Source organism: Pseudomonas sp. GW823-FHT06E10 (assembly GCF_058794995.1).
On the sequence record NZ_JBXAHJ010000002.1, the window covers coordinates 58,444 to 83,279 of the forward strand.

25 protein-coding genes and 4 tRNA genes are annotated in these 24,836 nt (G+C 58.2%); 11 read left to right on the forward strand and 18 right to left on the reverse strand.

The window, feature by feature from the left end:
• Positions 1–672: 672 nt before the first annotated feature.
• Positions 673–3,567 carry a ribonucleoside-diphosphate reductase subunit alpha gene (locus AC1Q6Y_RS03300; protein ID WP_057713635.1) on the forward strand — a complete coding sequence of 965 codons (2,895 nt, stop codon included), beginning with the start codon at positions 673–675 and terminating at the stop codon, positions 3,565–3,567.
• A 158-nt stretch (positions 3,568–3,725) separates the two neighbouring features.
• Here the strand turns inward: AC1Q6Y_RS03300 and flgE are convergent, their stop codons facing one another.
• From flgE to AC1Q6Y_RS03330, 6 genes are all read right to left on the reverse strand, one after another.
• Positions 3,726–5,057 carry a flagellar hook protein FlgE gene (flgE, locus tag AC1Q6Y_RS03305; RefSeq protein ID WP_057713634.1) on the reverse strand — a complete coding sequence of 444 codons (1,332 nt, stop codon included), beginning with the start codon at positions 5,055–5,057 and terminating at the stop codon, positions 3,726–3,728.
• 31 nt (positions 5,058–5,088) lie between these two features.
• A complete protein-coding gene (gene flgD, locus AC1Q6Y_RS03310; RefSeq protein WP_057713633.1) occupies positions 5,089–5,811 on the reverse strand; it encodes a flagellar hook assembly protein FlgD in 723 nt (240 codons plus the stop codon).
• A gap of 15 nt (positions 5,812–5,826) precedes the next feature.
• Positions 5,827–6,270 carry a flagellar basal body rod protein FlgC gene (gene flgC / locus AC1Q6Y_RS03315; RefSeq protein WP_057713632.1) on the reverse strand — a complete coding sequence of 148 codons (444 nt, stop codon included), beginning with the start codon at positions 6,268–6,270 and terminating at the stop codon, positions 5,827–5,829.
• Between the two features lie 3 nt (positions 6,271–6,273).
• Positions 6,274–6,681 carry a flagellar basal body rod protein FlgB gene (gene flgB, locus AC1Q6Y_RS03320; RefSeq protein WP_008051530.1) on the reverse strand — a complete coding sequence of 136 codons (408 nt, stop codon included), beginning with the start codon at positions 6,679–6,681 and terminating at the stop codon, positions 6,274–6,276.
• A 363-nt stretch (positions 6,682–7,044) separates the two neighbouring features.
• Positions 7,045–7,872: a protein-glutamate O-methyltransferase CheR gene (cheR, locus tag AC1Q6Y_RS03325; protein WP_007980127.1), complete on the reverse strand. Its 828-nt coding sequence runs from the start codon at positions 7,870–7,872 to the stop codon at positions 7,045–7,047.
• A gap of 45 nt (positions 7,873–7,917) precedes the next feature.
• Positions 7,918–8,850, reverse strand: coding sequence for a chemotaxis protein CheV (locus tag AC1Q6Y_RS03330; RefSeq protein WP_007980130.1), 933 nt, complete (start codon positions 8,848–8,850; stop codon positions 7,918–7,920).
• A gap of 82 nt (positions 8,851–8,932) precedes the next feature.
• Here AC1Q6Y_RS03330 and flgA point away from each other — a divergent pair, with 82 nt between their 5' ends.
• From flgA to AC1Q6Y_RS03350, 4 genes are all read left to right on the forward strand, one after another.
• A complete protein-coding gene (gene flgA, locus AC1Q6Y_RS03335) occupies positions 8,933–9,691 on the forward strand; it encodes a flagellar basal body P-ring formation chaperone FlgA (RefSeq protein WP_492624035.1) in 759 nt (252 codons plus the stop codon).
• A gap of 167 nt (positions 9,692–9,858) precedes the next feature.
• Positions 9,859–10,185, forward strand: a complete 327-nt coding sequence (flgM, locus tag AC1Q6Y_RS03340; RefSeq protein WP_057713629.1) for a flagellar biosynthesis anti-sigma factor FlgM — start codon at positions 9,859–9,861, stop codon at positions 10,183–10,185.
• 48 nt (positions 10,186–10,233) lie between these two features.
• Positions 10,234–10,701, forward strand: a complete 468-nt coding sequence (locus AC1Q6Y_RS03345; protein ID WP_057713628.1) for a flagella synthesis protein FlgN — start codon at positions 10,234–10,236, stop codon at positions 10,699–10,701.
• A gap of 92 nt (positions 10,702–10,793) precedes the next feature.
• Positions 10,794–11,540: a flagellar brake protein gene (locus AC1Q6Y_RS03350; protein WP_057713627.1), complete on the forward strand. Its 747-nt coding sequence runs from the start codon at positions 10,794–10,796 to the stop codon at positions 11,538–11,540.
• A gap of 62 nt (positions 11,541–11,602) precedes the next feature.
• On the opposite strand, the gene AC1Q6Y_RS03355 is transcribed toward AC1Q6Y_RS03350, so the two are convergent.
• The 4 genes from AC1Q6Y_RS03355 to AC1Q6Y_RS03370 all read right to left on the reverse strand — a co-directional run bounded on the left by AC1Q6Y_RS03355 (position 11,603) and on the right by AC1Q6Y_RS03370 (position 16,789).
• On the reverse strand, positions 11,603–12,979 hold the full coding sequence (locus tag AC1Q6Y_RS03355) for an MFS transporter (protein ID WP_102669972.1): 1,377 nt from the start codon (positions 12,977–12,979) through the stop codon (positions 11,603–11,605).
• Positions 12,980–13,049: 70 nt separating this feature from the next.
• The gene (locus AC1Q6Y_RS03360; RefSeq protein WP_167362901.1) at positions 13,050–14,294 is read right to left on the reverse strand and encodes a glutamine synthetase family protein; all 1,245 of its coding nucleotides are present in this window, start codon (positions 14,292–14,294) and stop codon (positions 13,050–13,052) included.
• Positions 14,295–14,495: 201 nt separating this feature from the next.
• Entirely contained in the window at positions 14,496–15,188 is a 693-nt protein-coding gene (locus tag AC1Q6Y_RS03365; protein ID WP_492624036.1) for a sensor histidine kinase, read from the reverse strand.
• Complete coding sequence (locus tag AC1Q6Y_RS03370) at positions 15,185–16,789, reverse strand: response regulator (RefSeq protein WP_492587521.1); 1,605 nt, start codon at positions 16,787–16,789, stop codon at positions 15,185–15,187. Before AC1Q6Y_RS03370 ends, AC1Q6Y_RS03365 begins: the two co-directional genes overlap by 4 nt.
• A gap of 612 nt (positions 16,790–17,401) precedes the next feature.
• Here AC1Q6Y_RS03370 and AC1Q6Y_RS03375 point away from each other — a divergent pair.
• A complete protein-coding gene (locus AC1Q6Y_RS03375) occupies positions 17,402–17,668 on the forward strand; it encodes a hypothetical protein (protein WP_090457313.1) in 267 nt (88 codons plus the stop codon).
• A complete protein-coding gene (locus tag AC1Q6Y_RS03380; protein ID WP_057713621.1) occupies positions 17,665–18,378 on the forward strand; it encodes a response regulator transcription factor in 714 nt (237 codons plus the stop codon). Before AC1Q6Y_RS03375 ends, AC1Q6Y_RS03380 begins: the two co-directional genes overlap by 4 nt.
• Before the next feature lie 318 nt (positions 18,379–18,696).
• Here the strand turns inward: AC1Q6Y_RS03380 and AC1Q6Y_RS03385 are convergent.
• Positions 18,697–18,773, reverse strand: a tRNA-Arg gene (locus AC1Q6Y_RS03385).
• Positions 18,774–19,063: 290 nt separating this feature from the next.
• Between AC1Q6Y_RS03385 and AC1Q6Y_RS03390 the strand changes: the two genes are divergently transcribed.
• A complete protein-coding gene (locus AC1Q6Y_RS03390; protein ID WP_218494340.1) occupies positions 19,064–19,297 on the forward strand; it encodes a hypothetical protein in 234 nt (77 codons plus the stop codon).
• A 23-nt stretch (positions 19,298–19,320) separates the two neighbouring features.
• Entirely contained in the window at positions 19,321–19,500 is a 180-nt protein-coding gene (locus tag AC1Q6Y_RS03395) for a PA3371 family protein (protein ID WP_057713619.1), read from the forward strand.
• Between the two features lie 97 nt (positions 19,501–19,597).
• On the opposite strand, the gene AC1Q6Y_RS03400 is transcribed toward AC1Q6Y_RS03395, so the two are convergent.
• Positions 19,598–19,804: a hypothetical protein gene (locus AC1Q6Y_RS03400; protein ID WP_079246716.1), complete on the reverse strand. Its 207-nt coding sequence runs from the start codon at positions 19,802–19,804 to the stop codon at positions 19,598–19,600.
• 110 nt (positions 19,805–19,914) lie between these two features.
• Between AC1Q6Y_RS03400 and AC1Q6Y_RS03405 the strand changes: the two genes are divergently transcribed.
• On the forward strand, positions 19,915–20,241 hold the full coding sequence (locus AC1Q6Y_RS03405; protein WP_008066583.1) for an Arc family DNA-binding protein: 327 nt from the start codon (positions 19,915–19,917) through the stop codon (positions 20,239–20,241).
• 101 nt (positions 20,242–20,342) lie between these two features.
• On the opposite strand, the gene mgtE is transcribed toward AC1Q6Y_RS03405, so the two are convergent.
• Positions 20,343–21,785, reverse strand: a complete 1,443-nt coding sequence (gene mgtE, locus AC1Q6Y_RS03410; protein WP_007971042.1) for a magnesium transporter — start codon at positions 21,783–21,785, stop codon at positions 20,343–20,345.
• A 321-nt stretch (positions 21,786–22,106) separates the two neighbouring features.
• Here mgtE and AC1Q6Y_RS03415 point away from each other — a divergent pair, with 321 nt between their 5' ends.
• On the forward strand, positions 22,107–22,625 hold the full coding sequence (locus tag AC1Q6Y_RS03415; protein ID WP_492624037.1) for a cell envelope protein SmpA: 519 nt from the start codon (positions 22,107–22,109) through the stop codon (positions 22,623–22,625).
• A 21-nt stretch (positions 22,626–22,646) separates the two neighbouring features.
• Here the strand turns inward: AC1Q6Y_RS03415 and AC1Q6Y_RS03420 are convergent.
• The 5 genes from AC1Q6Y_RS03420 to AC1Q6Y_RS03440 form a co-directional block, all read right to left on the reverse strand.
• A tRNA-Arg gene (locus tag AC1Q6Y_RS03420) sits at positions 22,647–22,723 on the reverse strand.
• A 72-nt stretch (positions 22,724–22,795) separates the two neighbouring features.
• Positions 22,796–22,872: transfer RNA gene (locus tag AC1Q6Y_RS03425), tRNA-Arg, on the reverse strand.
• 107 nt (positions 22,873–22,979) lie between these two features.
• Positions 22,980–23,070: transfer RNA gene (locus AC1Q6Y_RS03430), tRNA-Ser, on the reverse strand.
• A 62-nt stretch (positions 23,071–23,132) separates the two neighbouring features.
• The gene (gene csrA, locus AC1Q6Y_RS03435) at positions 23,133–23,321 is read right to left on the reverse strand and encodes a carbon storage regulator CsrA (RefSeq protein ID WP_002554426.1); all 189 of its coding nucleotides are present in this window, start codon (positions 23,319–23,321) and stop codon (positions 23,133–23,135) included.
• 188 nt (positions 23,322–23,509) lie between these two features.
• A complete protein-coding gene (locus tag AC1Q6Y_RS03440; protein WP_007971040.1) occupies positions 23,510–24,751 on the reverse strand; it encodes an aspartate kinase in 1,242 nt (413 codons plus the stop codon).
• Positions 24,752–24,836 lie beyond the last annotated feature (85 nt).

A 24,836-nucleotide genomic window follows, 5' to 3' on the forward strand; every position in this document is an offset into this window, starting at 1 on the left:
GGGGATAAATATGTATACACACTGGGCCGATTGTATAAACGCCGCCCGTCGAGAACACAAGCGGGTAAATGCGTTCGGACAACAGGGTTTTTTGTGATAGGGTTCGCGCCCTTAAAAATCCGCCCGAGCGTTTTCGATGGTTGAAAATCGCTGAAAAAAGGTCCGGTCCAGCAGCGTCGCGGCCTACACGCCGGTTACCTCTTTCACACACAATTTACGCACAGGTTTATCCACAGGCAGTACGTTGCAATCGCCCCCCAAAACGCATTATCTTGTACCCCGGCGCTAAAAAACCCCTAGATGTAGGGTTTTGCGCGAAAAACCAAACACAAACCAGACACCAATTTCAAGCGCTTTTATTGCCTCTGTCCGGTTGAACCATACGTATTTTTGAAAGACCAAACCGCGCGTGCGGATGGCTACTGTATTTCGGCCCCGAGTGGTCAAAACGGTACGGGTGTTGCAGTCCCAACTGTCACCCTCAAAGGACTCCGGTCTCAGGCCCAAGGCGTGAGACCAAAGACTTCGGCATGGAAGCGGCGCCCTATAGCCCCCTTCCTACTGTCCCGAAGTTGTTATGCCCGGCGCTCGCCGGTTGTAGTGCTTCAGGACGGAACGGTGGGCACCGTGATGGTGCCCAAACAAACATAGAGAATGTGGAGACCCCCCCCCATGCAAACCGACACAACTCGCGAGAACCCGCAGGGCACCTTGCCGCAGGCCGCTGATTCGAATTCGGATCTGTCCGCCACCGCGCCAGGCCAACTGCGTGTGATCAAGCGCAACGGCACTGTCGTTCCCTACACCGATGACAAAATCACCGTCGCCATCACCAAAGCGTTTCTCGCAGTTGAAGGCGGCACCGCCGCTGCCTCGTCGCGAATCCACGACACCGTTGCCCGCCTGACCGAACAGGTCACCGCGACCTTCAAGCGTCGCATGCCATCGGGCGGCACCATCCACATCGAAGAAATCCAGGACCAGGTCGAACTGGCCCTGATGCGTGCCGGCGAGCAGAAAGTCGCCCGCGACTACGTAATCTACCGTGACGGTCGTTCGAAAGAACGCGCTGCCCACGCCCCGGCCGAGGAAGCGGTCAACGCTCACCCGTCGATCCGCATCACCCGCGCCGACGGCAGCCTGGCGCCACTGGACATGGGTCGCCTGAACACCATCGTCACCGAAGCGTGCGAAGGCCTGGAAGAAGTCGACGGCGACCTGATCCAGCGCGAAACTCTGAAGAACCTGTACGACGGCGTGGCCCTGACCGACGTCAACACCGCCCTGGTAATGACTGCCCGCACCCTGGTTGAACGCGAGCCGAACTACTCTTTCGTGACCGCGCGCCTGCTGATGGACACCCTGCGTGCCGAAGGCCTGGGCTTCCTCGGTGTAGCCGAGAGCGCCACTCACCACGAGATGGTCGACCTGTACGCCAAGGCGCTGCCGGCCTACATCGCCAAAGGTATCGAATACGAGCTGCTGAACCCTGAGCTGGCCAATTTCGACCTGGAAAAACTCGGCAAGGCGATCAACCACGAGCGCGACCAGCAGTTCACCTACCTGGGCCTGCAAACCCTGTACGACCGTTACTTCATCCACAAGGACGGTATCCGTTTCGAACTGCCGCAGGTGTTCTTCATGCGCGTGGCCATGGGCCTGGCGATCGAAGAGAAAGACCGCGAAGCCCGTGCCATCGAGTTCTACAACCTGTTGTCGTCCTTCGACTACATGTCGTCGACCCCGACCCTGTTCAACGCCGGCACCCTGCGTCCACAGCTGTCGAGCTGCTACCTGACCACCGTGCCGGATGACCTGTCGGGCATCTACCACGCGATCCACGACAACGCCATGCTGTCCAAGTTCGCCGGCGGCCTGGGCAACGACTGGACGCCAGTCCGTGCACTGGGTTCGTACATCAAGGGCACCAACGGCAAGTCCCAGGGCGTTGTACCGTTCCTCAAAGTAGTGAACGACACCGCCGTCGCCGTTAACCAGGGTGGCAAGCGCAAAGGCGCTGTCTGTGCCTACCTGGAAACCTGGCACATGGACATCGAAGAGTTCATCGAACTGCGCAAGAACACCGGTGATGATCGTCGTCGTACCCACGACATGAACACCGCCAACTGGATCCCTGACCTGTTCATGAAGCGTGTCTTCGATGACGGCAAGTGGACCCTGTTCTCGCCATCCGAAGTGCCGGATCTGCACGACCTGACCGGCAAGGCCTTCGAAGAGCGTTACGAGTACTACGAAGCCCTGACCGAGTACCCAGGCAAGGTCAAGCTGTTCAAGACCATCCAGGCCAAAGACCTGTGGCGCAAGATGCTGTCCATGCTGTTCGAAACCGGCCACCCATGGCTGACCTTCAAGGACCCGTGCAACCTGCGCAGCCCGCAGCAGCACGTGGGCGTGGTCCACAGCTCGAACCTGTGCACCGAGATCACCTTGAACACCAACAAGGACGAGATCGCCGTTTGCAACCTGGGCTCGATCAACCTGCCGAACCACATTGTCGACGGCAAGCTGGACACCGCCAAGCTGGAACGCACCGTGAACACTGCCGTGCGCATGCTCGATAACGTTATCGACATCAACTACTACTCGGTGCCGCAAGCGAAGAACTCCAACTTCAAGCACCGTCCGGTCGGCCTGGGCATCATGGGCTTCCAGGATGCGCTGTACCTGCAGCACATCCCTTACGGTTCCGACGCTGCCGTCGAGTTCGCCGACAAGTCGATGGAAGCGGTCAGCTACTACGCGATCCAGGCTTCCTGCGACCTGGCTGATGAGCGTGGCGCCTACGAGACCTTCCAGGGTTCGCTGTGGTCCAAAGGCATCCTGCCGCTGGATTCGCAACAAATCCTGATCGAAGCCCGTGGCCAGAAGTACATCGATGTCGACCTGAAAGAATCCCTGGACTGGGCACCGGTTCGCGCCCGTGTGCAGAAAGGTATCCGTAACTCCAACATCATGGCCATCGCACCGACCGCAACCATCGCCAACATTACTGGCGTATCGCAGTCGATCGAGCCGACCTACCAGAACCTGTATGTGAAATCGAACCTGTCGGGCGAATTCACCGTGATCAACCCGTACCTGGTTCGCGACCTGAAGGCTCGCGGCCTGTGGGACTCGGTCATGATCAACGACCTGAAGTACTACGACGGTTCGGTGCAGCAGATCGAGCGCATCCCGCAAGAACTCAAAGAGCTCTACGCGACTGCCTTCGAAGTGGACACCAAGTGGATCGTTGACGCCGCCAGCCGTCGTCAGAAGTGGATCGACCAGGCTCAGTCGCTGAACCTGTACATCGCTGGCGCTTCGGGCAAGAAACTGGACGTGACCTACCGCATGGCCTGGTACCGTGGCCTGAAAACCACTTACTACCTCCGTGCCCTGGCTGCGACCAGCACCGAGAAGTCGACCATCAACACCGGCAAGCTGAACGCGGTTTCCAGCGGCGGCAACCACGGTGACGACTCGGTCCTGGCGGCGCCTGCAGGTCCCGCTCCAGTGCCAAAGGCTTGCGCCATCGACGAGCCGGATTGCGAAGCTTGCCAATAAGCTGAGCCAGCAAGCACCCAAAGGTGCTTGCTCGAAACCCCCGATCAGCCTCTGGCGGGTCGGGGGTTTTCTTTTGCCTGTTCCTACAGGCTTTCGGCGAGCACAAAAAAGCCCTTCTTGCGAAGGGCTCCTTGTGCAGCATGTTCAGCCAACCGGCATCAAGTCATCTGAATGATGGTCTGCATGATGGTGCTCTGGGTGGAGATGGTCTTGGCGTTCGCCTGGTAGTTGCTCTGCGCCTTGATCAGGTCGACCAGTTCATTGGTCAGATTGACGTTGGACTCTTCCAGAGAGTTGGAAACGATCGAACCCAGGGTGCCGGTCTCCGGCGCATCGTAGCCCGGGATACCCGACGCGTAGGTTTCTTTCCAGCTGGTGCCGCCTACCGGCTGCAGGCCTTGCTCGTTGGTGAAGCTGGCCAGGGAAATCTGGCCGATCGGCTTGGTCTGGTTGTTGCTGAAGTTGGCCAGCAGCACACCGCTGCCGTCGATGGTCAGGTTGGTGATCTGGCCGGTGGCGTAACCGTTCTGCGCCGGAATCGAACGCGCGGTGTCGGCATTGAACTGGGTAGTGTTGGCCATGGCGATGGTCAACCCTGCTGGATCGGCTGCGGCACCGTTGGCTGTCCAGACGCCATTGGTGACACTGCCCGGGGTCCAGTTGGTGATTTTCAGGTCACTGCTGATCACCGAAGTCGGTGGCGTGGTTGGTGGCGTCACTGGCGTGCTGACCGAAGTCAGTTTGCCGGTGGAATCGAACGACATGGTCGAAGCAACCGGCGCGGTAACAGTAGGATCACTGCCATCCGGATTGCGGCCATCGATCAGTGTGTAGGTGTCCCACGTGTTCGCTCCAGTCTTGACCATGTATTGATCCATGGTGTGCTGGTTACCCTGTGTATCGTAGATCGGGGTACTGAACGACTTGGTAAAGGTCTCGGTCTTGGACGGGTTGAACTTGTTCGCCGCAACCGTCTGGTCGATCACTGCCGACGTCGAGTTCAGGTTGATCGTCGACGACACGGTGCTGGTGGACTTCGGTGCCAGGTTGGACGTGTCGATCCGCAGGTCCGTCAGCACGCCATTGACGATCTTGCCGTTGGAGTCCACACCGTAACCTTGCAGGCGGGCAGTACCGTCGCTGTTGGTGACGTAGCCTTCCTTGTCGGTCTTGAACGTACCGGCACGGGTATAGGTCAGCGAGCCGTTGTTGCTCAGGACAAAGAAACCGTTGCCCTGGATACCCATATCGAGCACGTTGCCGGTGTTGCTCACGTCACCCTGGCCGAACTGCTGGGAAACGTTGGCCAGGCGCACGCCGTTGCCGACGGTCTTGCTGCCGGTACCCAGGCGGGTCGCCGAGTACACGTCTTCGAATTCTGCACGGGACGATTTGAAACCGGTGGTCGCGACGTTGGCGATGTTGTTGCCGGTCACGTCCAGTTGTTTGTTGGCTGCATAGAGACCGCTAAGGCCGATATTAAAAGACATCATCCACTCCTTTATGCCGTGTTAGTCGGCTCTACATACCAATGGTTTGTACTTTGGACAGAGCAACGCTGCCCAGCCCGGCCAGATTGAGCATCAACTCACCGCCAGTCTGGCTGATGGTCACGCTGTTGACGGTCGCGGGCAGGTTGGTGATCAACGCAACGGACTGACCATCGATCGTGGTCGTGGCGCCGAAGGTATAGGTGCCTGCAGGTACGGTCTCACCCGCATCGTTCTTGCCGTCCCAGATGAAGCTGGCGTTGCCGGCCTTCTGTGAACCGAGGTCGATGGTGCGCACTGTCTTGCCGGCTGCGTCGGTGATCTTCAGGGTGGCAGACGCCACCGAAGACGGAACGACCACCGTGCCGCTGAGGCTCTTGGTGGTATCGACCACGGCCTTGTCGCCTGGAGCGATGACCGAACGCCCCACCAGCGACGACGCTTGCAAGGCCTGGGACGAGTTGTAGTTGCTGGCCAGGCCGGTCACCGTATCGTTGAGCGTGGTGATGCCTTCCAGGCTACTGAATTGCGCCAGCTGGGCCACGAATTCGCCGTTGTCCTGGGGTTCCAGCGGGTTCTGGTTTTTCAACTGAGTAACCAGCAATTTCAGGAATGCATCCTTGCCCAGGGCCTTGTTGCCCGTGGCGCTGCCGGTTGCCGATGCGAGGCCGTCAGTCGTGGTGCTGGTCTTGATCGAGGAGTTGGCCAGGATATCGTTGAGGCTCAAACCACTGGTGGAATCGGTAACACTCATCTGAGTCGCCCCTTATCACTGACCGAGGGTCAGGACCTTCTGCATCATGGTTTTGGCGGTGTTCATCATTTCGGCGTTGGTCTGGAACGAACGGCTTGCGGAAATCATGTCGGCCATTTCCTCCACCACATTGACGTTCGGGTAGTAGACGTAACCCTTGGCATCGGCCGCCGGATGGTTCGGCTCGTAGCGCGCGTCAAGATTGCTCTGGTCTTCGACCACACCCAGCACCTGAACACCCTGACCGGCGGCGTCCTGGCTCTGGAACAGCGAATCGCTGCCGCCGCTCTGCCCGCCCTGGAACATGGTGGCAAATACCGGGTGACGCGCACGGTAGGTCTGGTCGATGCTCGACGAGACCGTTTCGGCGTTGGCGATGTTCGAAGCGACGGTGTTCAAACGCGTGGTCTGCGCACTCATGCCGCTACCGGCAATGTTGAAAACACTGGATAGAGACATGGCTTACTCTCCGCGCAGAGCTGACACCAGCCCTTTGAATTTGCTGTTGAGCAGGGTGAAGCTGGCCTGGAAGCCGATCGCGTTTTCCGCGTAGTTCGACTGCTCCAGCTGGGCGTCCACGGTGTTCTGGTCAATCGACGGTTGCATCGGCGTGCGATACAGCAACGACTCGTCGCCATTGCCCAGGCCTTCAGCCTCGATATGACGGCTGTTGGTCATGTTCAAGGCGAAAGTGCCGCTTTTGGTTTTCTCGTTCTGCTCGGCGAGCACTTTCGAGAAGTCCAGGTCCCGAGCCTTGTAGTTCGGGGTATCGGCGTTGGCGATGTTGTTGGCCAGGACTTCGGCACGCTGGGCTCGGAAGCCCAGGGCTTGTTCGTGGATACCGAGCGCTTTATCGAAGCTGATGCTCATGTCGGGAAACCTTCGGGTGACCTGATTTTTCGTAGAATCAACTTAGCAAGCCCCATGCCAATTCAGAAAACCCCGGAAACCGGGGCCTTGCAGGCCATGGCGACACGGCAATGCCAGAAAAGCGGCAACGGTTTTCCGCCGGATGCCGCTTTTCTGCCGCCTCCTCACCCTTTTCAGAACACCGCCGCCCCTGTGGGAGCGAGCTTGCTCGCGATTGCGGTGTGTCAGGGAAAGTTGAACTCGACTGTCAGGACGCTATCGCGAGCAAGCTCGCTCCCACAGGGGCCAGCAGCGTTTGCAAGAAATCAGCACACAAAAAACGGGAGCCTATAAGGACTCCCGTTTTCGATGACGCCGGCAAATTCACTTCGCCTGGTAAATGATCCCCGGGCTGCACTGGACCATCTGGTAATGATCCGGCAAACCGTTCAACGCTTCGGAAGCACCGAGAAACAGGTAACCGCCTGGCTTCAATGTGCTGTGGATGCGCAGCAGGATGTCCTTCTTCACCTCGGCGGAGAAGTAGATCAACACATTGCGGCAAAACACGATGTCGAACTTGCCGAGGCTCGCGTAGCTGTCCAGCAGGTTGAAGGAACGGAATTCCACCCGGCTCTTGATCGGCGCCTTGATCGCCCAGCGCCCCGGCCCTTTCGGGTCGAAATAACGCTGCAGGCGCTCAGGCGACAGGCCGCGGCCGATGGCCAGGCTGTCGTACTCGCCGGTCTTGCAGTTGTTCAGCATGGTACCGGACAGGTCAGTGGCAACAATCTGTACGCCCATCCTCAACTGGCCCATGTTGACCCGCTCGAACTCGTCGATGGACATCGACAACGAATACGGCTCCTGGCCCGACGAGCATGCTGCCGACCAGATGCGCAGGCGCTGACCGGGACTGGCCTTGATCGCTTCGGGCAGTACCTTGTTCTTCAAGACTTCAAACGGGTAGGTGTCACGAAACCACAGGGTTTCGTTGGTGGTCATGGCATCCACCACCTGCTCGCGCAAACCGCTGCGCGGCTGGGTCTGCATGCGCTGAACCAGTTCCCCCAAAGACTTGATGCCTTGCTGTTCCATCAGTTTGTTGAGACGGCTGGAGACCAGGTACTGCTTGTTTTCACCGAGCAAAATGCCACAGGCTTTTTCCAGGAACACCCGGAACTGTTCGAAATCCAAATTACCCGTAGACAATGATGCCGCCTCTTAAATCGTGTTGACTGCCAGGGGCGCAGGCCCCTAGCTGATATCTGCTGCTTTGATCCGGTCGACTACCCGGGATGCCAGGTCATCAGGACGGAACTTGGCCAGGAAGTCATCGGCACCGACCTTCTTGACCATCGCCTGATTGAATACCCCCGACAACGAAGTATGCAGGATGATATGAAGCTTTTGCATGCGCGGGTCGTTGCGGATTTCCGCCGTCAGGGTGTACCCGTCCATCTCCGGCATCTCGATGTCGGAGATCATCATCAGGAACTCTTCTTCCGGCTTCTTGCCCTCGTCGACCAGTTTGCGCAGGTAGTCCAGCGCTTGCCGACCGTCGTTCAACGCCACCACTTCCACGCCGACCGTTTGCAGGCAGCGCGTGACCTGCTTGCGCGCCACCGACGAGTCGTCGACCGTCAGCACGCGCAACGAAAGCGCCTTGTGCTGGGTTTCGACATCCACCACACCCACGGAAATCGCTTCCGGCGTCGGCGCCACTTCCGCCAGCACCTTCTCGACGTCGATGATTTCGACCAACTGATTGTCGACCCGCGTCACCGCCGTCAGGTAGTGATCGCGCCCGGTGCCCTTGGGTGGCGGATGGATCTCCTCCCAGTTCATGTTGACGATGCGCTCCACCGAGCGGACCAGGAAACCCTGGGTCTTGGTGTTGTACTCCGTGATGATCACGAAGGGGTTGTTCTTGTCTTTCAACGCGCCGGAACCAGTTGCCATCGCCAGATCAAGGATCGGAATGGTCGCCCCCCGGATGTTCGCCACGCCGCACACGACAGGACTGGATTTGGGCATCAGCGTCAGTTTGGGGCATTGCAGCACCTCCCGAACCTTGAACACATTGATCCCGTACAGTTGCTGGCCGTCGAGACGGAACAACAACAACTCAAGGCGATTCTGCCCCACCAGTTGCGTGCGCTGGTTTACCGAATCCATTACACCAGCCATGCCAGACTCCTACGCCAACGCCAAGTGTTGTTGCGACGCGCCTTCATCACTAAACGGCACGGCGCTTGCTTTTTTAATCGTTATGAACACAAAACCGACATTTTTTCGACGCCTGACCACACCCTACCGCAAATTGCTCGGCGTGCTGGCGGCTGCTTGCCTGTTCAACGCTGGCAGCCCTGCCCTTGCTGACGCGGTTACCTTGCCTGACATGCTTATCGGCGTCACTCAGGGCTTTCTTGAATTCACCGTAGAAGACTATCTGGCGACCAGTCAAACGGAGGGTCGCTACGAGATCCAGGTCAACCAGCTCGATCCGCGCATGCACATGCCCATGTGCGACAGGGAATTGACAGCAACACTCGAGAGTCCCAAGCCGCTGGGACGGGTTACGGTCAAGGTTCGCTGCGAGGGCGCTTCCCCCTGGACGGTGTTCGTACCCGCTCAAGTCCGCCTGTTTCGCGATGTCGTGACCAGCGCCCGGCCACTGCGCCGTGCCGCCATTGTCGAGCCTGGAGATGTGGTCCTGCGCGAGCGCGATATCAGCCTCATCAGCCAGGGCTACCTGACCGCCCTCGATCAGGCGATCGGGCAGCGACTGACCCGACCAATGGTCGCCGACCAGGTGATTACCCTGGTGCATATCGAACAGGCCGAAGTCATCCGCAAGGGTGATCAGGTGGTGATAACCGCCCGCAGCGGTACCCTCAGCGTGCGCATGCCGGGCGAAGCCCTGTCAAACGGCAGCCTGAGCGAGCAGATCCGGGTGAAAAACCTCAACTCCCAACGAGTCATCAAGGCGCAGGTCATGGCGCCGGGGCAGGTGGAAGTGTCCATGTAATTCGCTCTGTTCATCAGAATGTGGCGCTTGCCGCGGCTGTTCCCTAGACTGTGCTCCATGCAGGGCATGCGCTGACGCGCGCAAGGTTCATTGATAAATGAGCCTAAAGTTTTCCAGGGAATGGCCGAAACCATGGCAAGCGTCCAAATTCCCAGAGGTTTTTTATCATGGTCATCGATTTCAGCCGTTTGAACAGCTCCTCGTCCCTGACGGGCAGTACACGTACCAGCGCCAGCAAGGAAAGTGCCGAGGCCGGCAAATCCGCGCCGCTGGAGTCCGCGGCCGAACAGGCCGGTACCGTCAAAAGCGGGGAATCGGTACATCTCAGCGATGAGGCTCAACAGTTGCAGAAGGTCACTGAACAGCTGCGCGATCAGCCTGCCGTCGACAAAGCCCGCGTGGCCGAATTGAAAGCAGCGATTGCCGATGGCAGCTATAAAGTCGACAGCAACCGTGTAGCCAGCAAACTGCTCAACTTCGAAGCCCAGCGCTAGGCCACCGCCGGCGCCAGGCTTTTGGACGCTTAAAACCCAAGGCCAGCCATGCACGACACTCATTTACTGCAACTGATCACCGACGACTTTGCCCCAGCGCAACACCTGCTGGAGTTACTGCAGACCGAATCCCTCGCATTGCATGGCCGCGACATGCCATTGCTCGAGAACATCCTGGCGCAGAAACAGGCATTGGTCGTTTTGCTCGAACAGCATGGCCGCAAGCGCAGTGAAATCCTTGCCAACCTCAACCTGCCGACCAACCGTGGCGGTCTGGAGCAATTGGCCAGCCAGTCGAGCATTGGCGAGCAGTTGCTGGCGCAAAGTGACGTGCTGACCGATCTCCTGGCCCAGTGCCAGGCCATCAACGCCAACAACGGCCAGTCGATCCTCACTCAACAGGCCGCTACAGCCACCCAGCTGAAAATCCTCAACGGCGGTGAAACCCCGGCGCTTTACGATGCCAGCGGAACATTCTCCAAGCTTGCCAAGCCGCGTCCGCTCAGTCAGGCATGAGCCGGTCAATGCCCCCGCTCTATCAAGACGCGCAACATACTGGCAAACTGATAGCCAGTCGTAGTCAAATTTTGTCTGGAGATTGATTAAACGTGTCCAATGCCTTATCCGTGGATGATGCTCCGCAGCCACCCAAGGTGCTCTCCACGCCCTTGGAAATCTCCAGCAACCTGCGCCAGTTGCTCGAAAGCCATGACCCGCTGATCATCACGTTCCACGAGCGCAGCCAGCGCTTCCAGAGCTACCTGGTGGACCTGGACCGTGACAGCAACATGATTGCCCTGGACGAAATGATTCCCCGTGACGGCGAGCGTTACCTGCTGGCGGGCGAGTCGTTCAGGGTCGAAGGCTTCCACGAAGGCGTACGCATTGCCTGGGAAAGCAACGGCCAGTTGAACATCGACGAATCCGGTGGCAGCCGCTGCTATCGCGGCCCCCTGCCCGATGAAGTGGTGTACCACCAGCGCCGCAATGCCTTCCGCGCCGCGCTGAAGCTGGCACAACTGGTCAACGTCAACCTCGACGGCGAAAAACTCAAGGCGCCCATCAGCGGCAAGCTGCTGGATATTTCCGCCACCGGGTGCAAACTGCGCTTCGACGGCGACATCACCGGCAGCCTGCAACTGGGTCAGGTTTACGACCGTTTCAACGCCGACCTGCCCTTCGGCAAAATGACCGCGCCGGTCGAGTTGCGTTATCTGCACTTCGAAGAAAGGATTTCCACCACCTTCGCCGGCGTTCGCTTCCACAACATGAGCGGGCTGGTGCAACGTCAGGTCGAACGTTTCGTCTACCAGTTGCAACGCGAAGCGCGTCGCTTCGACAAAGACGACATCTGATAGCGCATCAACAAAAAACGGGCAGTCCCTTGCGGTGACTGCCCGTTTTTTGTGCCCCGGTTTTAAGGCCTGGCCTCGCTGAAGTTAGGGTCCCGCCCTGTATCAGGGTCTTGCGGCGGCTGATCGGTTTCAGTTTCGGTGACAGGTTCTGATTCAGGCTCTGGCCCGGTACTCACCGGACTGTGCATCTGATCCTGCACCACTTGCTCGTCAACACGCGGGTCGAGGCAGGCCACCAGTGGCGAACTCGTCATATTGTCCGGCATGGCCACGTGATGCAGCGGTGCGTCGTCGACCTGATGCAGGTTGGTCACTGCTTTCGGGCGAATCCGCCATACCAGCACCAACGCAAAGAAACTGAAGAACGCATAGAGCATCTGGCTGCCGAACAGTTTCATCAGCACACCTGCCACCAGTGGCCCGATACTCGCACCCACGCCATAGGTAACCAGCAACATCGCCGTCAGGGACACCCGGCGATCACCTTCGACGTGGTCATTGGAGAACGCCACCGCCAACGGATACAGGCAGAACTGCACCAGCGAACAGAGGAACCCGGCGATGAACAATACCTCCAGCGGCACCTGCGGCATGATCGCCAGCGGCAGTGCAGCCAGTGCCAGGCTGAACGCGAAACTGCGGATCAGCACGGCCCGATCGTAGCGGTCGGACAACCAGCCCAACGGCCACTGCACCAGCAGCCCGGCAAAAATGCAGCTACCCATGAACAGACCGACCTGCTCGGTCGACAACCCTTGCTGCGAGGCATACAGCGGGGCCAGACCGTAGAACGAACCGACGATCAGGCCCGCTCCGAGCACCGTGCTCAGTGACTGCGGCACGCGCTTGATAAAGAACCGTGGCTCCATCGGTGCCGGGTGCAAGGGTGCCGGGTGAATGCGCCGGGTCAGGGCCACGGGTACCAGGCACAGCGCGAAGCACAGGGCGACCAACATCAGCAATTCAAGCCCCAGCCCTGGGTGCATGACCAGAATCAACTGCCCCAGAACCAACCCCAAGTACGAAGCGATCATGTAGCCGCTGAAGACCATGCCGCGCTGATTGGCATCGGCCTGTTCATTGAGCCAGCTCTCGATCACCATGTACTGGCACATCATGCCGAGGCCGACGATCACCCGCAAAAACAGCCAGGCCGGCAACCAGTCCACCAGGCCATGGCCGAGCACCGCCGCGCCAACGATCCCGGCACACGCCGAATAGGCCCGGATATGCCCGACCCGGGCAATCAACCGGTGGCCGATCTTGCCCCCCAGCACCAGGCCGAAATAGTTGGCAGCCATCAGCGCACCGACCCACAGACTGTCGACATGGTCGGCAGCCAGGCGCAACGCCAGGTAAGTACTCAACAGACCCGAGCCGATCAACATCATCAGCGAGGCGAAATACAATGCTCGAAAGGATTTCCAGATTTGGCGCATCGGCGTTCCGAGCGGCTCCTTGCAGTGAGAATCGGCTATCGCTAAACGATAGCCGGATGTCGACGGAACGTCAGGCCTGGGCTGCTAAAACACGCCTTTCCCAGGGAGTAATTTCATCATGGAAACTGGTCAGTTCCAGGGTCTTCGAAGCGATGTAGCCTTCGATGAATTCCGCGCCGAACAGTTCCTTGGCCAACTGGCTACGTTTCAGACGCTCGAGTGCCGCATGCAAGGTACACGGCAACGAAAGATTGTCCGGCACCTCGAACTCACCCTGGATCGGCGCGCTCGGCTCCAATGTCTTCTCGATGCCATGCAACCCCGCCGCCAGGCTTGCGGCAATCGCCAGATACGGGTTGGCATCGGCCCCCGGCAAGCGGTTCTCGACCCGACGGGCCACCGGCAAACTGGCCGGAATGCGCAGGCCGGCCGCCCGGTTGTCGTAGGACCAACAGGCATTATTCGGTGAGGCGTAAGGGTGGCACAAGCGCTGATAGGAGTTCACGTTCGGCGCAAACAACGCAGTGAAATCGGCCATGCACGTTTGCTGACCGGCAATGAAGTGGCGGAAGGTGGCCGTCTCCTGCCCCGCCTCGTCGCTGAACACGTTACGCCCGGAATCGATCTCGACCACACTCTGATGGATATGCATCGAACTGCCCGGCGTATGCGCCAACGGCTTGGCCATGCACACCACGCTCAGGCCGTGCTTGAGGGCCACTTCCTTGAGCAGGTGCTTGAACAGGAATGTCTGGTCGGCCAGCAGCAGCGGATCACCGTGCAGCAGATTGATCTCGAACTGGCTGACGCCCATTTCGTGCATGAAGGTATCGCGAGGCAACCCCAACGCAGCCATGCACTCGTAGACTTCATTGAAGAACGGCCGCAAGCCGTTGTTGGAACTGACGCTGAACGCCGACTGACCATCTTCGCGGCGACCGTCCAGCCCCAGTGGCGGTTGAAAAGCCAGGGTCGGATCGGTGTTGGGGGCGAAGACAAAAAACTCGAGCTCGGTCGCCACCACAGGCGCCAGGCCGCGGGCCGCGTAACGGGCAATCACTGCCTTGAGCTGACCACGGGTCGACAGGTTGGAGCTGGTGGTGGTGCCCAGTTCATCCGCATCGCAAATGGCCAAGGCCCGCGGTGGATGGCTCCAGGGCAAGCGATGGATTTGTGCAGGGTCCGGGATCAGCGCCAGGTCGCCGTCATCGCTGCCGTAAAACCGTGCCGGCGGATATCCGCCCATGATGCATTGCAGCAGCACGCCCCGCGCCATCTGCAAACGTCGACCGTCGAGAAAGCCCTCGGAGGTCATCACTTTGCCCCGTGGTACGCCATTCAAATCCGGCGTGACACATTCAACTTGATCAATGCCCGTCAATCGCTGCGCGAGTGAACTCAGGCCAACGGTCGTCATGACGCTATCCTTGTTATTGTGCGGGCCGCGAACGGCGACCGTACAAAATAGGCTCCACGTGTTCGGAATTTCAAGCAGCGTCGAAAAAAATGCTGTCTGTCAGGGCAGGTAAAGGCGGAACACCCCACCGCCCAACGGCCCGCCATTGCTGATTTCGGTACGTCCACCCACGCCGTTGCGCTGATGCAGCGCGGCAATTCGCCCGGCAAAGTACAGGCCCAGCCCGGTGCTACCGGTGCTTTGATTGATACCCTGCACGTAATCGAACTGACGTTCGATCATCTGCGCCGGATACCCCTCGCCATCGTCATTGATGGTCAACACCAGTTGTCCGGCTTCGTCGCTGACGCTGATCAAAACGGCATGCCGTGCAAAGCGAATGGCGTTGTTGATGCAGTTGGCCAATACCGACGCGATCAACTCACGGTCGAAGAAACCCAGCGGGCTCAGCGGGTCCACTTCATAGGTGGCGATGATCCCGCGGCTGGCGAACACCTCCTGATGACAAGCCAGTTGCGCTTCGATGAAATCGTCCAGTTCATGGTAGGCCGGTTGCAGCGGCATCTGGTTGACGCCGAGCTTGTACAGCCCCAGCAACTGCACGAGCATGCCGTTGAGGTGGGCGAATTCGAAGTCGATCACACCCTGCTCCGGCGCCTGCCGCGCCGACTCCGGCAATCGCCCCAGCCACTGGCTGTGGGCCTGCATCAGCATGGCCAGCGAGTTCTTCATGTCGTGCACGGTCGAGGCGATCACCGTGGAGAAATCCAGTGCCGGTTCGTTGTCGTTCATTGGCCAAACGCCTTGCTTTTCAGCTTCTGGTAACGCGGATAGCGCGCGTCGGTGTCGGGCATCAGGCCGACCAATTTCAGGCAAACCTGGCACTCCTCCAGCTCTGCCGAGGGAACGCTGGTATCGGTGCCATGCAACAACGACTGCGCCATGTTCAGGGCGATACTGATGTTCTTCGGTTGCATCGCCAGGGCCCTGCGAAATACCTGCCGGGCCTCCACCAGGTTGCCGGTCTTGTACACGCGCACGCCCTGACGGTTGAGTTCCGCGGCGGCGTTGCCGGAATTGAGGATGCTCGGGTCGTCGGTCTGCTTGGCGATGTCCTTCATGACCACCGGATCGTCACCGTAGATTTCCACGCAGTTTTTCAGCATCGCGGTACCGGCCTCTGTCTGCCCGAGCAGTTTCAGTTGCTTGGCCACCAGCAACGCCGCTTCGGCGCTCATGAATTGCTCCATGCCGTCCAGACGCAGCAAGGCTTGCTCGGTAAGCTTGTCGGCCGTCTCGGCGTCGTTGAGCAACAGGCTGGTGGCCTTCATCAGGCGCGCGCGGATTTGCAGGCCCGGATCGGAAGGGTTTTCCTTGGCCACGGCACTCAATGTGGTGTTGATTTCCAGACGGGTCCGCGTGTCCAGGCCCCGTTCGCTGCCCTTGCTGATCAATGCATGGGCCAGGCCGAGGTTGCTCTCGGCATCCTTGAACCGCGACTGGGCGCCCTGGCTCACGGCCTGGCGATAGGCCTTGGCCGCCGTATCGAAGTCCTCGTTGGTCATCGCCAGCTTACCGAGCAACGCCTGGCGACGCACCGCCAGCGGCGACAGGCGAATCGCCTCTTCCAGGACGCGCTGCGCCCCCTTGGTGTCCCCTTCGGCGACCAATACATCCGCCATGCCGTCATACAACGACGGCATCATCGGGAAGACTTTCAAGGCTTTCTCATAAATGCCCTTGGCCTGCCCGACCTGACCGCGCTTGAACAGCAACTTGCCCAACCCGGCAAACGCCCATGGCAACGGGCGGTCGGCGATGATGCCGTCATAGAGGCGCTCCAGCGCTTCGTTCTGATTCAGTTCGCGCAGGGCATCGGCGCGATAGCGCAGGCACAACGGCGAGTAACGAATATCTTGTTTGCACAGGGCGATACAGGCGTTGAGCACCTCCATCGGCTTGCCCCGGTCGAGGGCCTGCAGGATCGGCTTGAGCAGAGTCTTGCGCTGCTCCAGGCGCTCCAGGCGCTGAGCCAGGCTGGAACGGTTGAACGGCTTGGTCAGGTAGGCATCGGGCTCATGCTCCAACGCACTGAGCACCATGGCCTGGCTGGTTTCGGCGGTGACCATGACGAACACCGCCTCATGGCTGATCAGCTTTTCTTCCATCAGGTCTTCGAGCACCTGCTGGCCGTTCTTCTTGCCGTCACCCAGGTGAAAGTCCTGCAGGATGAAGTCGTAGGCCTTCTGCGAGCACATTTTCAGCGCCTGCTCACCGGTATCGGCAGTGTCCACTTCCTTGACGCCCAGTTCGCGCAACATCGACCTGACCGAACTGCGGAAGTCCGAGAAATCATCGACGATCAGAAAACGCTTTTGGTGATACGACAGCATCGAAGATTTCCAGGCAATTTAAGAAGAAGAACCCAAAGGCAAATACACGGACGGACTCAGCTTCGCAGCCCCTGTTTTGGCGCGCTGATGATAACTGGTGGCACTAGGCCATCAAACACCTTCTCATAGAGAGTGCGCCCCATGTCGACCGGAAGAGACGAACAAGTCCCTGACTGCCCGTGTTATCGGCCAGCCATGGCATTCCCTTGAGAACCTTCCCCTACGCCCGTTCTGAATAGGTGTAGGCCTTACTGAAAACGAGACCTCGCGCACGAAAAAGTGCTGATACATGAACACCAGCGATACATGAACACCCGCAAATGCCGGTGGCTGACCAGACAGAGATCGCCGATAAATTGACTAAGCTGATATTAGCGTTCCTAAGTGAACACCACTCGTCGATTAATTGACGAACGCAATCCGGATCAGACCTTGGCCATTGGCCACCCATGGCGAGCCTAATACCTTGATTTTCGAGGTTTACTCCCCTCCTTGAGTACATCGCTCAGGTCTGTCCGCACCGGGCTTGTATCGAGGACTGACGGATGGACAGGTTGGCAGCGCTCCGGGCTGACCTAGAATCAGTTGAGAGGCGGGAGGGAGCACATCATCATGCGTAAACCACTGATAATTATTTGTATTGAACTTCTCTCCCGGGCTTTGCCTGCCTTATGGAAAAGTTCGCCCCACGTGCCAGTGCTGTTGATGGAAATGGCCCCCGGGTCGCTGGTTGCCAATGCCTGGGCGGGCATCATCATGGCCTCCCGGCGTTCGAATCCATCCTTCAATCGCTGCGCCCCGGTGAGCAAGTTGCTGACCCGGGAAGGCCAGCGGGTGGAGGCCATCATTGGTTTTTCAAGGAGGTCAGGAAGATCATGACTGACCAAAAAGAGCCAATTGGCGTGATGTTGATCGATTGTCGCCCCCTCGTACTCAAGGGCCTTCACGACTTGATCAATGCCAGAATGCCCTGCATGGAAGTGACAGGACAGGCCACCACCTATACCCAGGCGCTGGATCTTGCCGATCAGCTGCGGCCCGATGTCATTTTTTTCAGTTTCTTTCCGGATGCGCTGAACCCTCTGGATGTCGTCGCGGGACTCACCCGTAGCGCCGAAATGAAAGTGCTGCTGCTCAAGGGCCTGTACGAAGTCGTCCCCGCTGCTCAGGCGATAGAGGCTGGCGCTCGCGGCATCGTGCTGGCGGAAGACCCGACGGAATCGATCATCCAGGCCATCCTCAAGGTCCACCATAGCGACATCGCAATGGATAGAGCCTGGGCTGGCGGCCTTTCCGGCTATGCCGCGTCCAGACATACACCCATGAAATGCAATCTGGAGCGGGCGAAACAGGCGCGGTTGACGCTGCGCGAGAGAGAACTGATTCGCGCCATCGTGGGCGAACCGTCCGCCAAATATGTGAGCATCGCCGGGCGCCTGGGGATCAGCGAGCACACCGTGCACAACCACCTCAGCAACATCTATCAAAAGCTAGATCTCATCAACCGCATCGACTTGTTGATGTATGCGCTCAAACACGGGCTCACCAACGAAGCACCAACCGAGTCCGCCTGGGTAGAACTGGATTGAATTTCAAGTCGATGCAAGACGGCCTCCCCCCACTTTAAGGGTTAGGCCGTCACCGTTTCGCCGTCCTTTTCGGTGGCCAGGGACAGGGCTCTCGCAATACTGATGTCGTTCCCGGTAAATCCTGCCGCACCAACCTGTACCTACTCCCCCGCGCACTCCCAGACGGGATGGGAGATTCAGACTACGTGGGAGAGGAGACGGAAAGGCGCGAAGGCAGAGTTGAAGGCTTCGATAAATCCATGGCGCCTGAACTTGCAGAACTTTATCTACAAGTCGTGAAAAGGAAGCGTTGAAACAGGCGGGGGGAGCTGAAAAATATGGTGTCCCAGGGCAGGTTCGAACTGCCAACCTTCCCCTTAGGAGGGGGATGCTCTATCCAATTGAGCTACTGAGACACAGGTTGACCGCGACGATACGCGGTGCGATGGACGGCGTGCATGTTAACGGCCGGGCTGGCTTTTGTCATGTCGTCCGTAGGCTTTTTAAGTGTAGGCAGACGCCTCGGCCGGGCGCGGACTTGTTTACCATGCAAATTGCATCACTGCAAAAAGCCATCATTGCAAAATGCAATATGGCGCTTTACCAAAAATAACTTAATTCATTGTTTTTAAAGAATTTAATTGTCGATAGACTCTGGCATGCGAGCTGCTTCTGCTGTTTTCATAGAACAACCGAGGTACGCCCCATGAAGAGCGCCCTTTCACTCTTGTCTGCAATCGCACTGGTGGTTTTAGCAGGCGTTCATTTTGTTCCCCAGAGCAGCGCTACGCAGGTTGCCCAACGTATGCCGCATTACCTTCAGTTGCAGAAGGCACCGCAGCTGGCAGTGACGAGCGACCGGCACAGCCTTGTCAGTCAGGAGATCGACCAGGAAAACATCCTGGTGCCGGCTCCGTCTGCCGAACGTTTGGTATTTTGAATGACCTTTACCAGGAGCACAGCATGTCCAGATCAGCCGCGAGTTTCTTCACCCTCGCCTTGTTGAGCGGCATTTTCCATCTGTCATTGACCCAGGACATGGTCGTCACTCTCCCCCTGATCGCCTGTGGCGTATTCAGCACGCTGTTCGTGCTCGCATTGATCGCCGGGCGCAAGATCAAGTTCGATCCGGTACTGCGTTGATCCTGACATGGCAGACCCGCTGCAAGGGCCTGCCATCCATCCTGAATTCACCCCCGCTATACGACTTCCCCTAGTAAATCGGCAATTTGCCACTATCCTATAAAAGACAAGGAACAGGGTCCGAGTTCACTTTTTCCTGCCCGCCGGCAACCTTTCGTCGGGTGGAGAAAGCGATAAGCGATGCGGCCTGGTCGAACTTTTCAAACCAGTCCGCGTTTCTGATAATTGGTGCTGGCAGAACGCCTTTATTCGGTTCAATATTTGTCACATAATTGGCGCCAAGGATCTGGCTGCTTTGAGGCATGATGCGCGCCTCTATCAATTCAGGTTGAACATTTGGTCAGAGCGCTTGTCCTACCAGACATCCTGCGGCCAATCCCGAAAACCGCTCCCCTGAACTAACCGGTTAAATATATGCGCCCATTGAAACAGGCAATTTATTCCAGCCGTACGGCTGACAAGTTCGTCGTACGTCTGCCAGACGGAATGCGTGAACGCATTGCCGAGGTGGCTCGCAATCATCATCGCAGCATGAACTCCGAAATCATTGCGCGCCTTGAGCAGAGTCTTATTCAGGAAGGCGCACTGGGAGAAGAGTTGAGCATGCGCCTGGACAGCCCGGAGCTTTCCTTGCACGAACGGGAGTTGCTGCAGCGCTTCCGCCAGCTCTCCCATCGACAGCAGAACGCCCTTGTTTCGCTGATCGCCCATGACGCTGAAATGACCGCCGACGCTTCCTGATTCTGCCAGTAAGCCCAAGCCAGCCTGATCGCTGGCTTTTTTTTGCCTGAAATCCGGGCACAAAAAAACCCGCCAAAGACGGGTTTTCGATGAACGAGGCTTCAGAGCAGGAAGATTGTCGCCAACCCCAGGAAGATGAAGAAGCCGCCGCTGTCGGTCATGGCCGTGATCATCACGCTGGCCCCCATCGCCGGGTCGCGCCCCATCTTCGCCAGGGTCATCGGGATCAAAACCCCCATCAACGCCGCCAGTAGCAAGTTAAGCGTCATCGCGGCGGTCATCACCACGCCCAAAGACCAACTGCCATAGAGCAGGTAGGCAACCACACCGATCACCCCGCCCCAGATCACGCCGTTGATCAGCGCTACCGCCAATTCCTTGCGCATCAGGCGCGAGGTATTGCCGGTGCTCACCTGGTCCAGCGCCATGGCCCGAACAATCATGGTGATGGTCTGGTTACCCGAGTTACCACCGATCCCCGCCACGATCGGCATCAACGCCGCAAGCGCCACGAGCTTCTCGATCGAACCCTCAAACAAACCGATGACCCGAGAAGCCACGAACGCGGTAATCAGGTTGATCGCCAGCCAGGCCCAACGGTTACGCAGGGATTTCCAGACCGACGCAAAAATGTCTTCTTCTTCACGCAGACCCGCCATGTTGAGAACTTCGCTTTCGCTCTCTTCACGGATCAGGTCGACCATTTCATCGATGGTCAGACGGCCGATCAGCTTGCCGTTCTTGTCGACCACGGGTGCGGAGATCAAGTCATAACGCTCGAATGCCTGGGCGGCATCGTAGGCGTCTTCGTCCGGGTGGAAACTCACCGGATCGCTGGCCATCACCTCGGAAACCTGTTTGTCCGGATCGTTGACCAGCAAACGCTTGATCGGCAACACGCCCTTGAGCACGCCGTCATAATCGACCACGAACAGCTTGTCGGTGTGGCCCGGCAACTCCTTGAGACGGCGCAGATAACGCAAGACCACTTCAAGGCTGACATCCTCGCGGATGGTCACCATCTCGAAGTCCATCAACGCACCGACCTGCTCCTCGTCATAGGACAGAGCCGAACGCACGCGCTCGCGTTGTTGCTGGTCGAGGGTCTCCATGAGCTCATGGACGACGTCTCGCGGCAGCTCGGAGGCCAGGTCAGCGAGTTCGTCGGCATCCATGTCCTTGGCGGCTGCCAGGAGCTCGTGATCGTCCATGTCGGCGATCAGTGATTCACGGACCGAATCGGATACTTCAAGAAGGATGTCGCCGTCGCGATCGGCCTTCACCAGTTGCCAGAGCGTCAGACGATCGTCCAGCGGCAAGGCTTCAAGGATGTAGGCGACGTCGGCGGAGTGCAGGTCATCGAGTTTGCGTTGCAACTCGACGAGGTTCTGCCGGTGGACCAGGTTCTCGACCCGGTCATGATGCGGGCCTTCCTGGCGGTGAGTCAGGTCTTCTACAACTCGCTGGCGCTGCAGCAACTCAACCACCTGAGCCAGGCGATCCTGCAAGCTTTCCTGCGTTTTCTTTACTTCAACTTCGGACATAGGCGAACTCCACTCCCAGCAGCGGGGCACGCCGGAAGGATCAATCAGTCAATTCATGATTGGTGAAACGGGGTACTGAGTAACTACTGGGTAAGTCCATGGAGGTATTCCACAAGCCCCGGCGGGGCTGACGGGCGCAATGATACACCGCCTGACGGTTTTAAACGTTAAAAAATCTCGGCTGAAACAAGCGCTTGCACAACAAACCTGAGCATCGGCCTGATCCATGAAAATGCGACGACGTATTCCGAAAAGAAAACACACACCCCTTCGAAAATTGTAGCCGCTACCCTTGAAAAGGAACGTCACGGAGGACGCCTGATGCCATCAGTTGCTCAATTCTTTTTGGTTTTCACCCTGCTCAGCCCCCTGCCCTTGGCGGTCGCCACCACCGTTCAGCGCTGTGAGGCTGCCAATGGGCGCATTACCTTCACCACACTGGGTTGTGCCGCGGGAGAGAATGTTTCACTTCAGGACGCCCGTGCCTCTACACCTGGCAGCACGATGGCGCTTATGCCGCCAGCCGAGCCCCGCGAAACATCAGGTATGAAAATTCGAAGCAGAGAGCCGACCGTGGTCGGTCAGGCGCAGGACAAGTGTGGAAACCTGATCAATGCCAGGGAGCGCCGGGAGGCGATCATCAATCAGCGAGTGATCGCCGGCATGAGCCAGCAAGACGTCGAAAGCGCCCTCGGCAAGCCAGACAGGATCAGTATTCGAAATTCAGCCACGAGCTACCGCTACGACACCCTGCGAGGTCGTAGTGCACAGGTGGAGTTCGACGAGAGGGGATGCACGAAAGGAAAAGCCAAATCCCGGACGGCAAAAAGCCCGCATTAAATGCGGGCTTTCTGTTGTATATGGTGCACTCGACAGGATTCGAACCTGTGACCGCTCGGTTCGTAGCCGAGTACTCTATCCAGCTGAGCTACGAGTGCAATTTGTGTTTTTATACCAGATCACAACTGGTTGAAACCAAGTTACTTACATTGCTGTAACTAACTCTTAAATGGTGCACTCGACAGGATTCGAACCTGTGACCGCTCGGTTCGTAGCCGAGTACTCTATCCAGCTGAGCTACGAGTGCATTTGTTGCCGCGCATTATAGGCCGTCTAATCTCTATGTCAAGCACTTTTTCTAGTAATTTCAACAACTTACCGAAAAAGCCAGATTACAACGTACTACGCAAATAATGGCGGAGAACGGGGGATTCGAACCCCCGACACCCTTTTGAGGTGTACTCCCTTAGCAGGGGAGCGCCTTCGGCCACTCGGCCAGCTCTCCGCAACACGGGGCGTATATTAACCAGCTTCTTCCCCGTTTGCAAACATAAAAAACGATAAAAATTAATGGCTTGGTTCTTCGTCCTTCTCTTTCTTGATACGCAGGTAAATTTCTTCCCGGTGAACAGCTACCTCTTTGGGGGCATTAACACCGATGCGCACTTGATTTCCTTTGACGCCGAGCACGGTCACGGTGATTTCGCCATCACCGATAATCAGGCTTTCTGCACACCGACGAGTCAGAATCAGCATACCTTTCTCCTCACGCATTACATTTCAGGGACAACAGTCTGCAAAAAAAAGGCACTCGACCCACAACCGGAGCGGTCGCAGCCCTACATGCCTGAGTATTGACTAGCGCGAGCAAAAGAACAGTCTCGGGGGTCACGCCATTCAAAAAAACAAAAGGCGCGGTCAGACCGCGCCTTTTGGCAAACGCATCACTCGCCCTGGCGGGCCGGTGCGTCCAGTTCGAAAGCCGTGTGCAGAGCGCGCACAGCCAGTTCCAGATACTTCTCTTCGATCACTACGGAGACTTTGATTTCCGAAGTCGAGATCATCTGGATGTTGATGCTTTCCTTGGCCAGGGATTCGAACATGCGGCTGGCCACGCCTGCGTGAGAGCGCATGCCAACGCCGACGATCGACACCTTGGCGATCTTGGTGTCGCCCACGACTTCACGGGCACCCAGCTCGCCAGCGGTTTTTTCCAGCACGGCTTGCGCCGCCTGGTAGTCGTTGCGGTGCACGGTGAAGGTGAAGTCGGTGGTGTTATCGTGCGCGACGTTCTGCACGATCATGTCGACTTCAATGTTCGCGGCACTGATCGGGCCGAGAATCTTGAAGGCAACGCCCGGGATGTCTGGCACGCCACGGATGGTCAGCTTGGCTTCATCGCGGTTGAAAGCGATACCGGAAATGATCGGCTGTTCCATGGTTTCCTCTTCATCAATAGTAATGAGGGTGCCCGGACCCTCCTTGAAGCTGTGCAGTACGCGCAGCGGAACGTTGTACTTGCCGGCGAACTCGACCGCGCGGATCTGCAACACCTTGGAACCGAGGCTGGCCATTTCCAGCATCTCTTCGAAGGTGATCTTGTCCAGGCGCTGAGCCACGGACACCACACGCGGGTCGGTGGTGTAGACGCCGTCGACGTCGGTGTAGATCTGGCATTCGTCAGCCTTCAGGGCTGCCGCCAGCGCCACGCCGGTGGTGTCGGAACCGCCACGACCGAGGGTGGTGATGTTGCCGTGCTCGTCGACGCCCTGGAAACCGGCGACAACCACCACACGACCTGCCTTCAGGTCACCGCGAATCTTCTGGTCATCAATCTGCAAGATACGCGCTTTATTGTGCGCGCTATCCGTCAGAATCCGCACCTGATTGCCGGTGTACGACACCGCCGGCACGCCGCGCTTGATCAGCGCCATGGCCAACAGGGCAATCGTCACCTGCTCACCGGTGGAAACGATCACGTCCAGCTCGCGCGGAACCGGTTGGCCGTCGCCACTGATTTGCTTGGCCAGATCGATCAGACGGTTGGTTTCGCCGCTCATTGCAGACAGCACAACCACCAGGTCATCGCCGGCATCGCGGAATTTCTTAACCTTGTCGGCGACCTGCTCGATTCTCTCGACAGTGCCGACCGAGGTGCCTCCAAATTTCTGTACGATCAAAGCCATTTCAAAGCCGCCTCTGCCCATGAAGGGCGCCCAAATAATCACTCAAACAGCGTTGCGGCCCACCACTAGACTGCGGGCCGCAAGT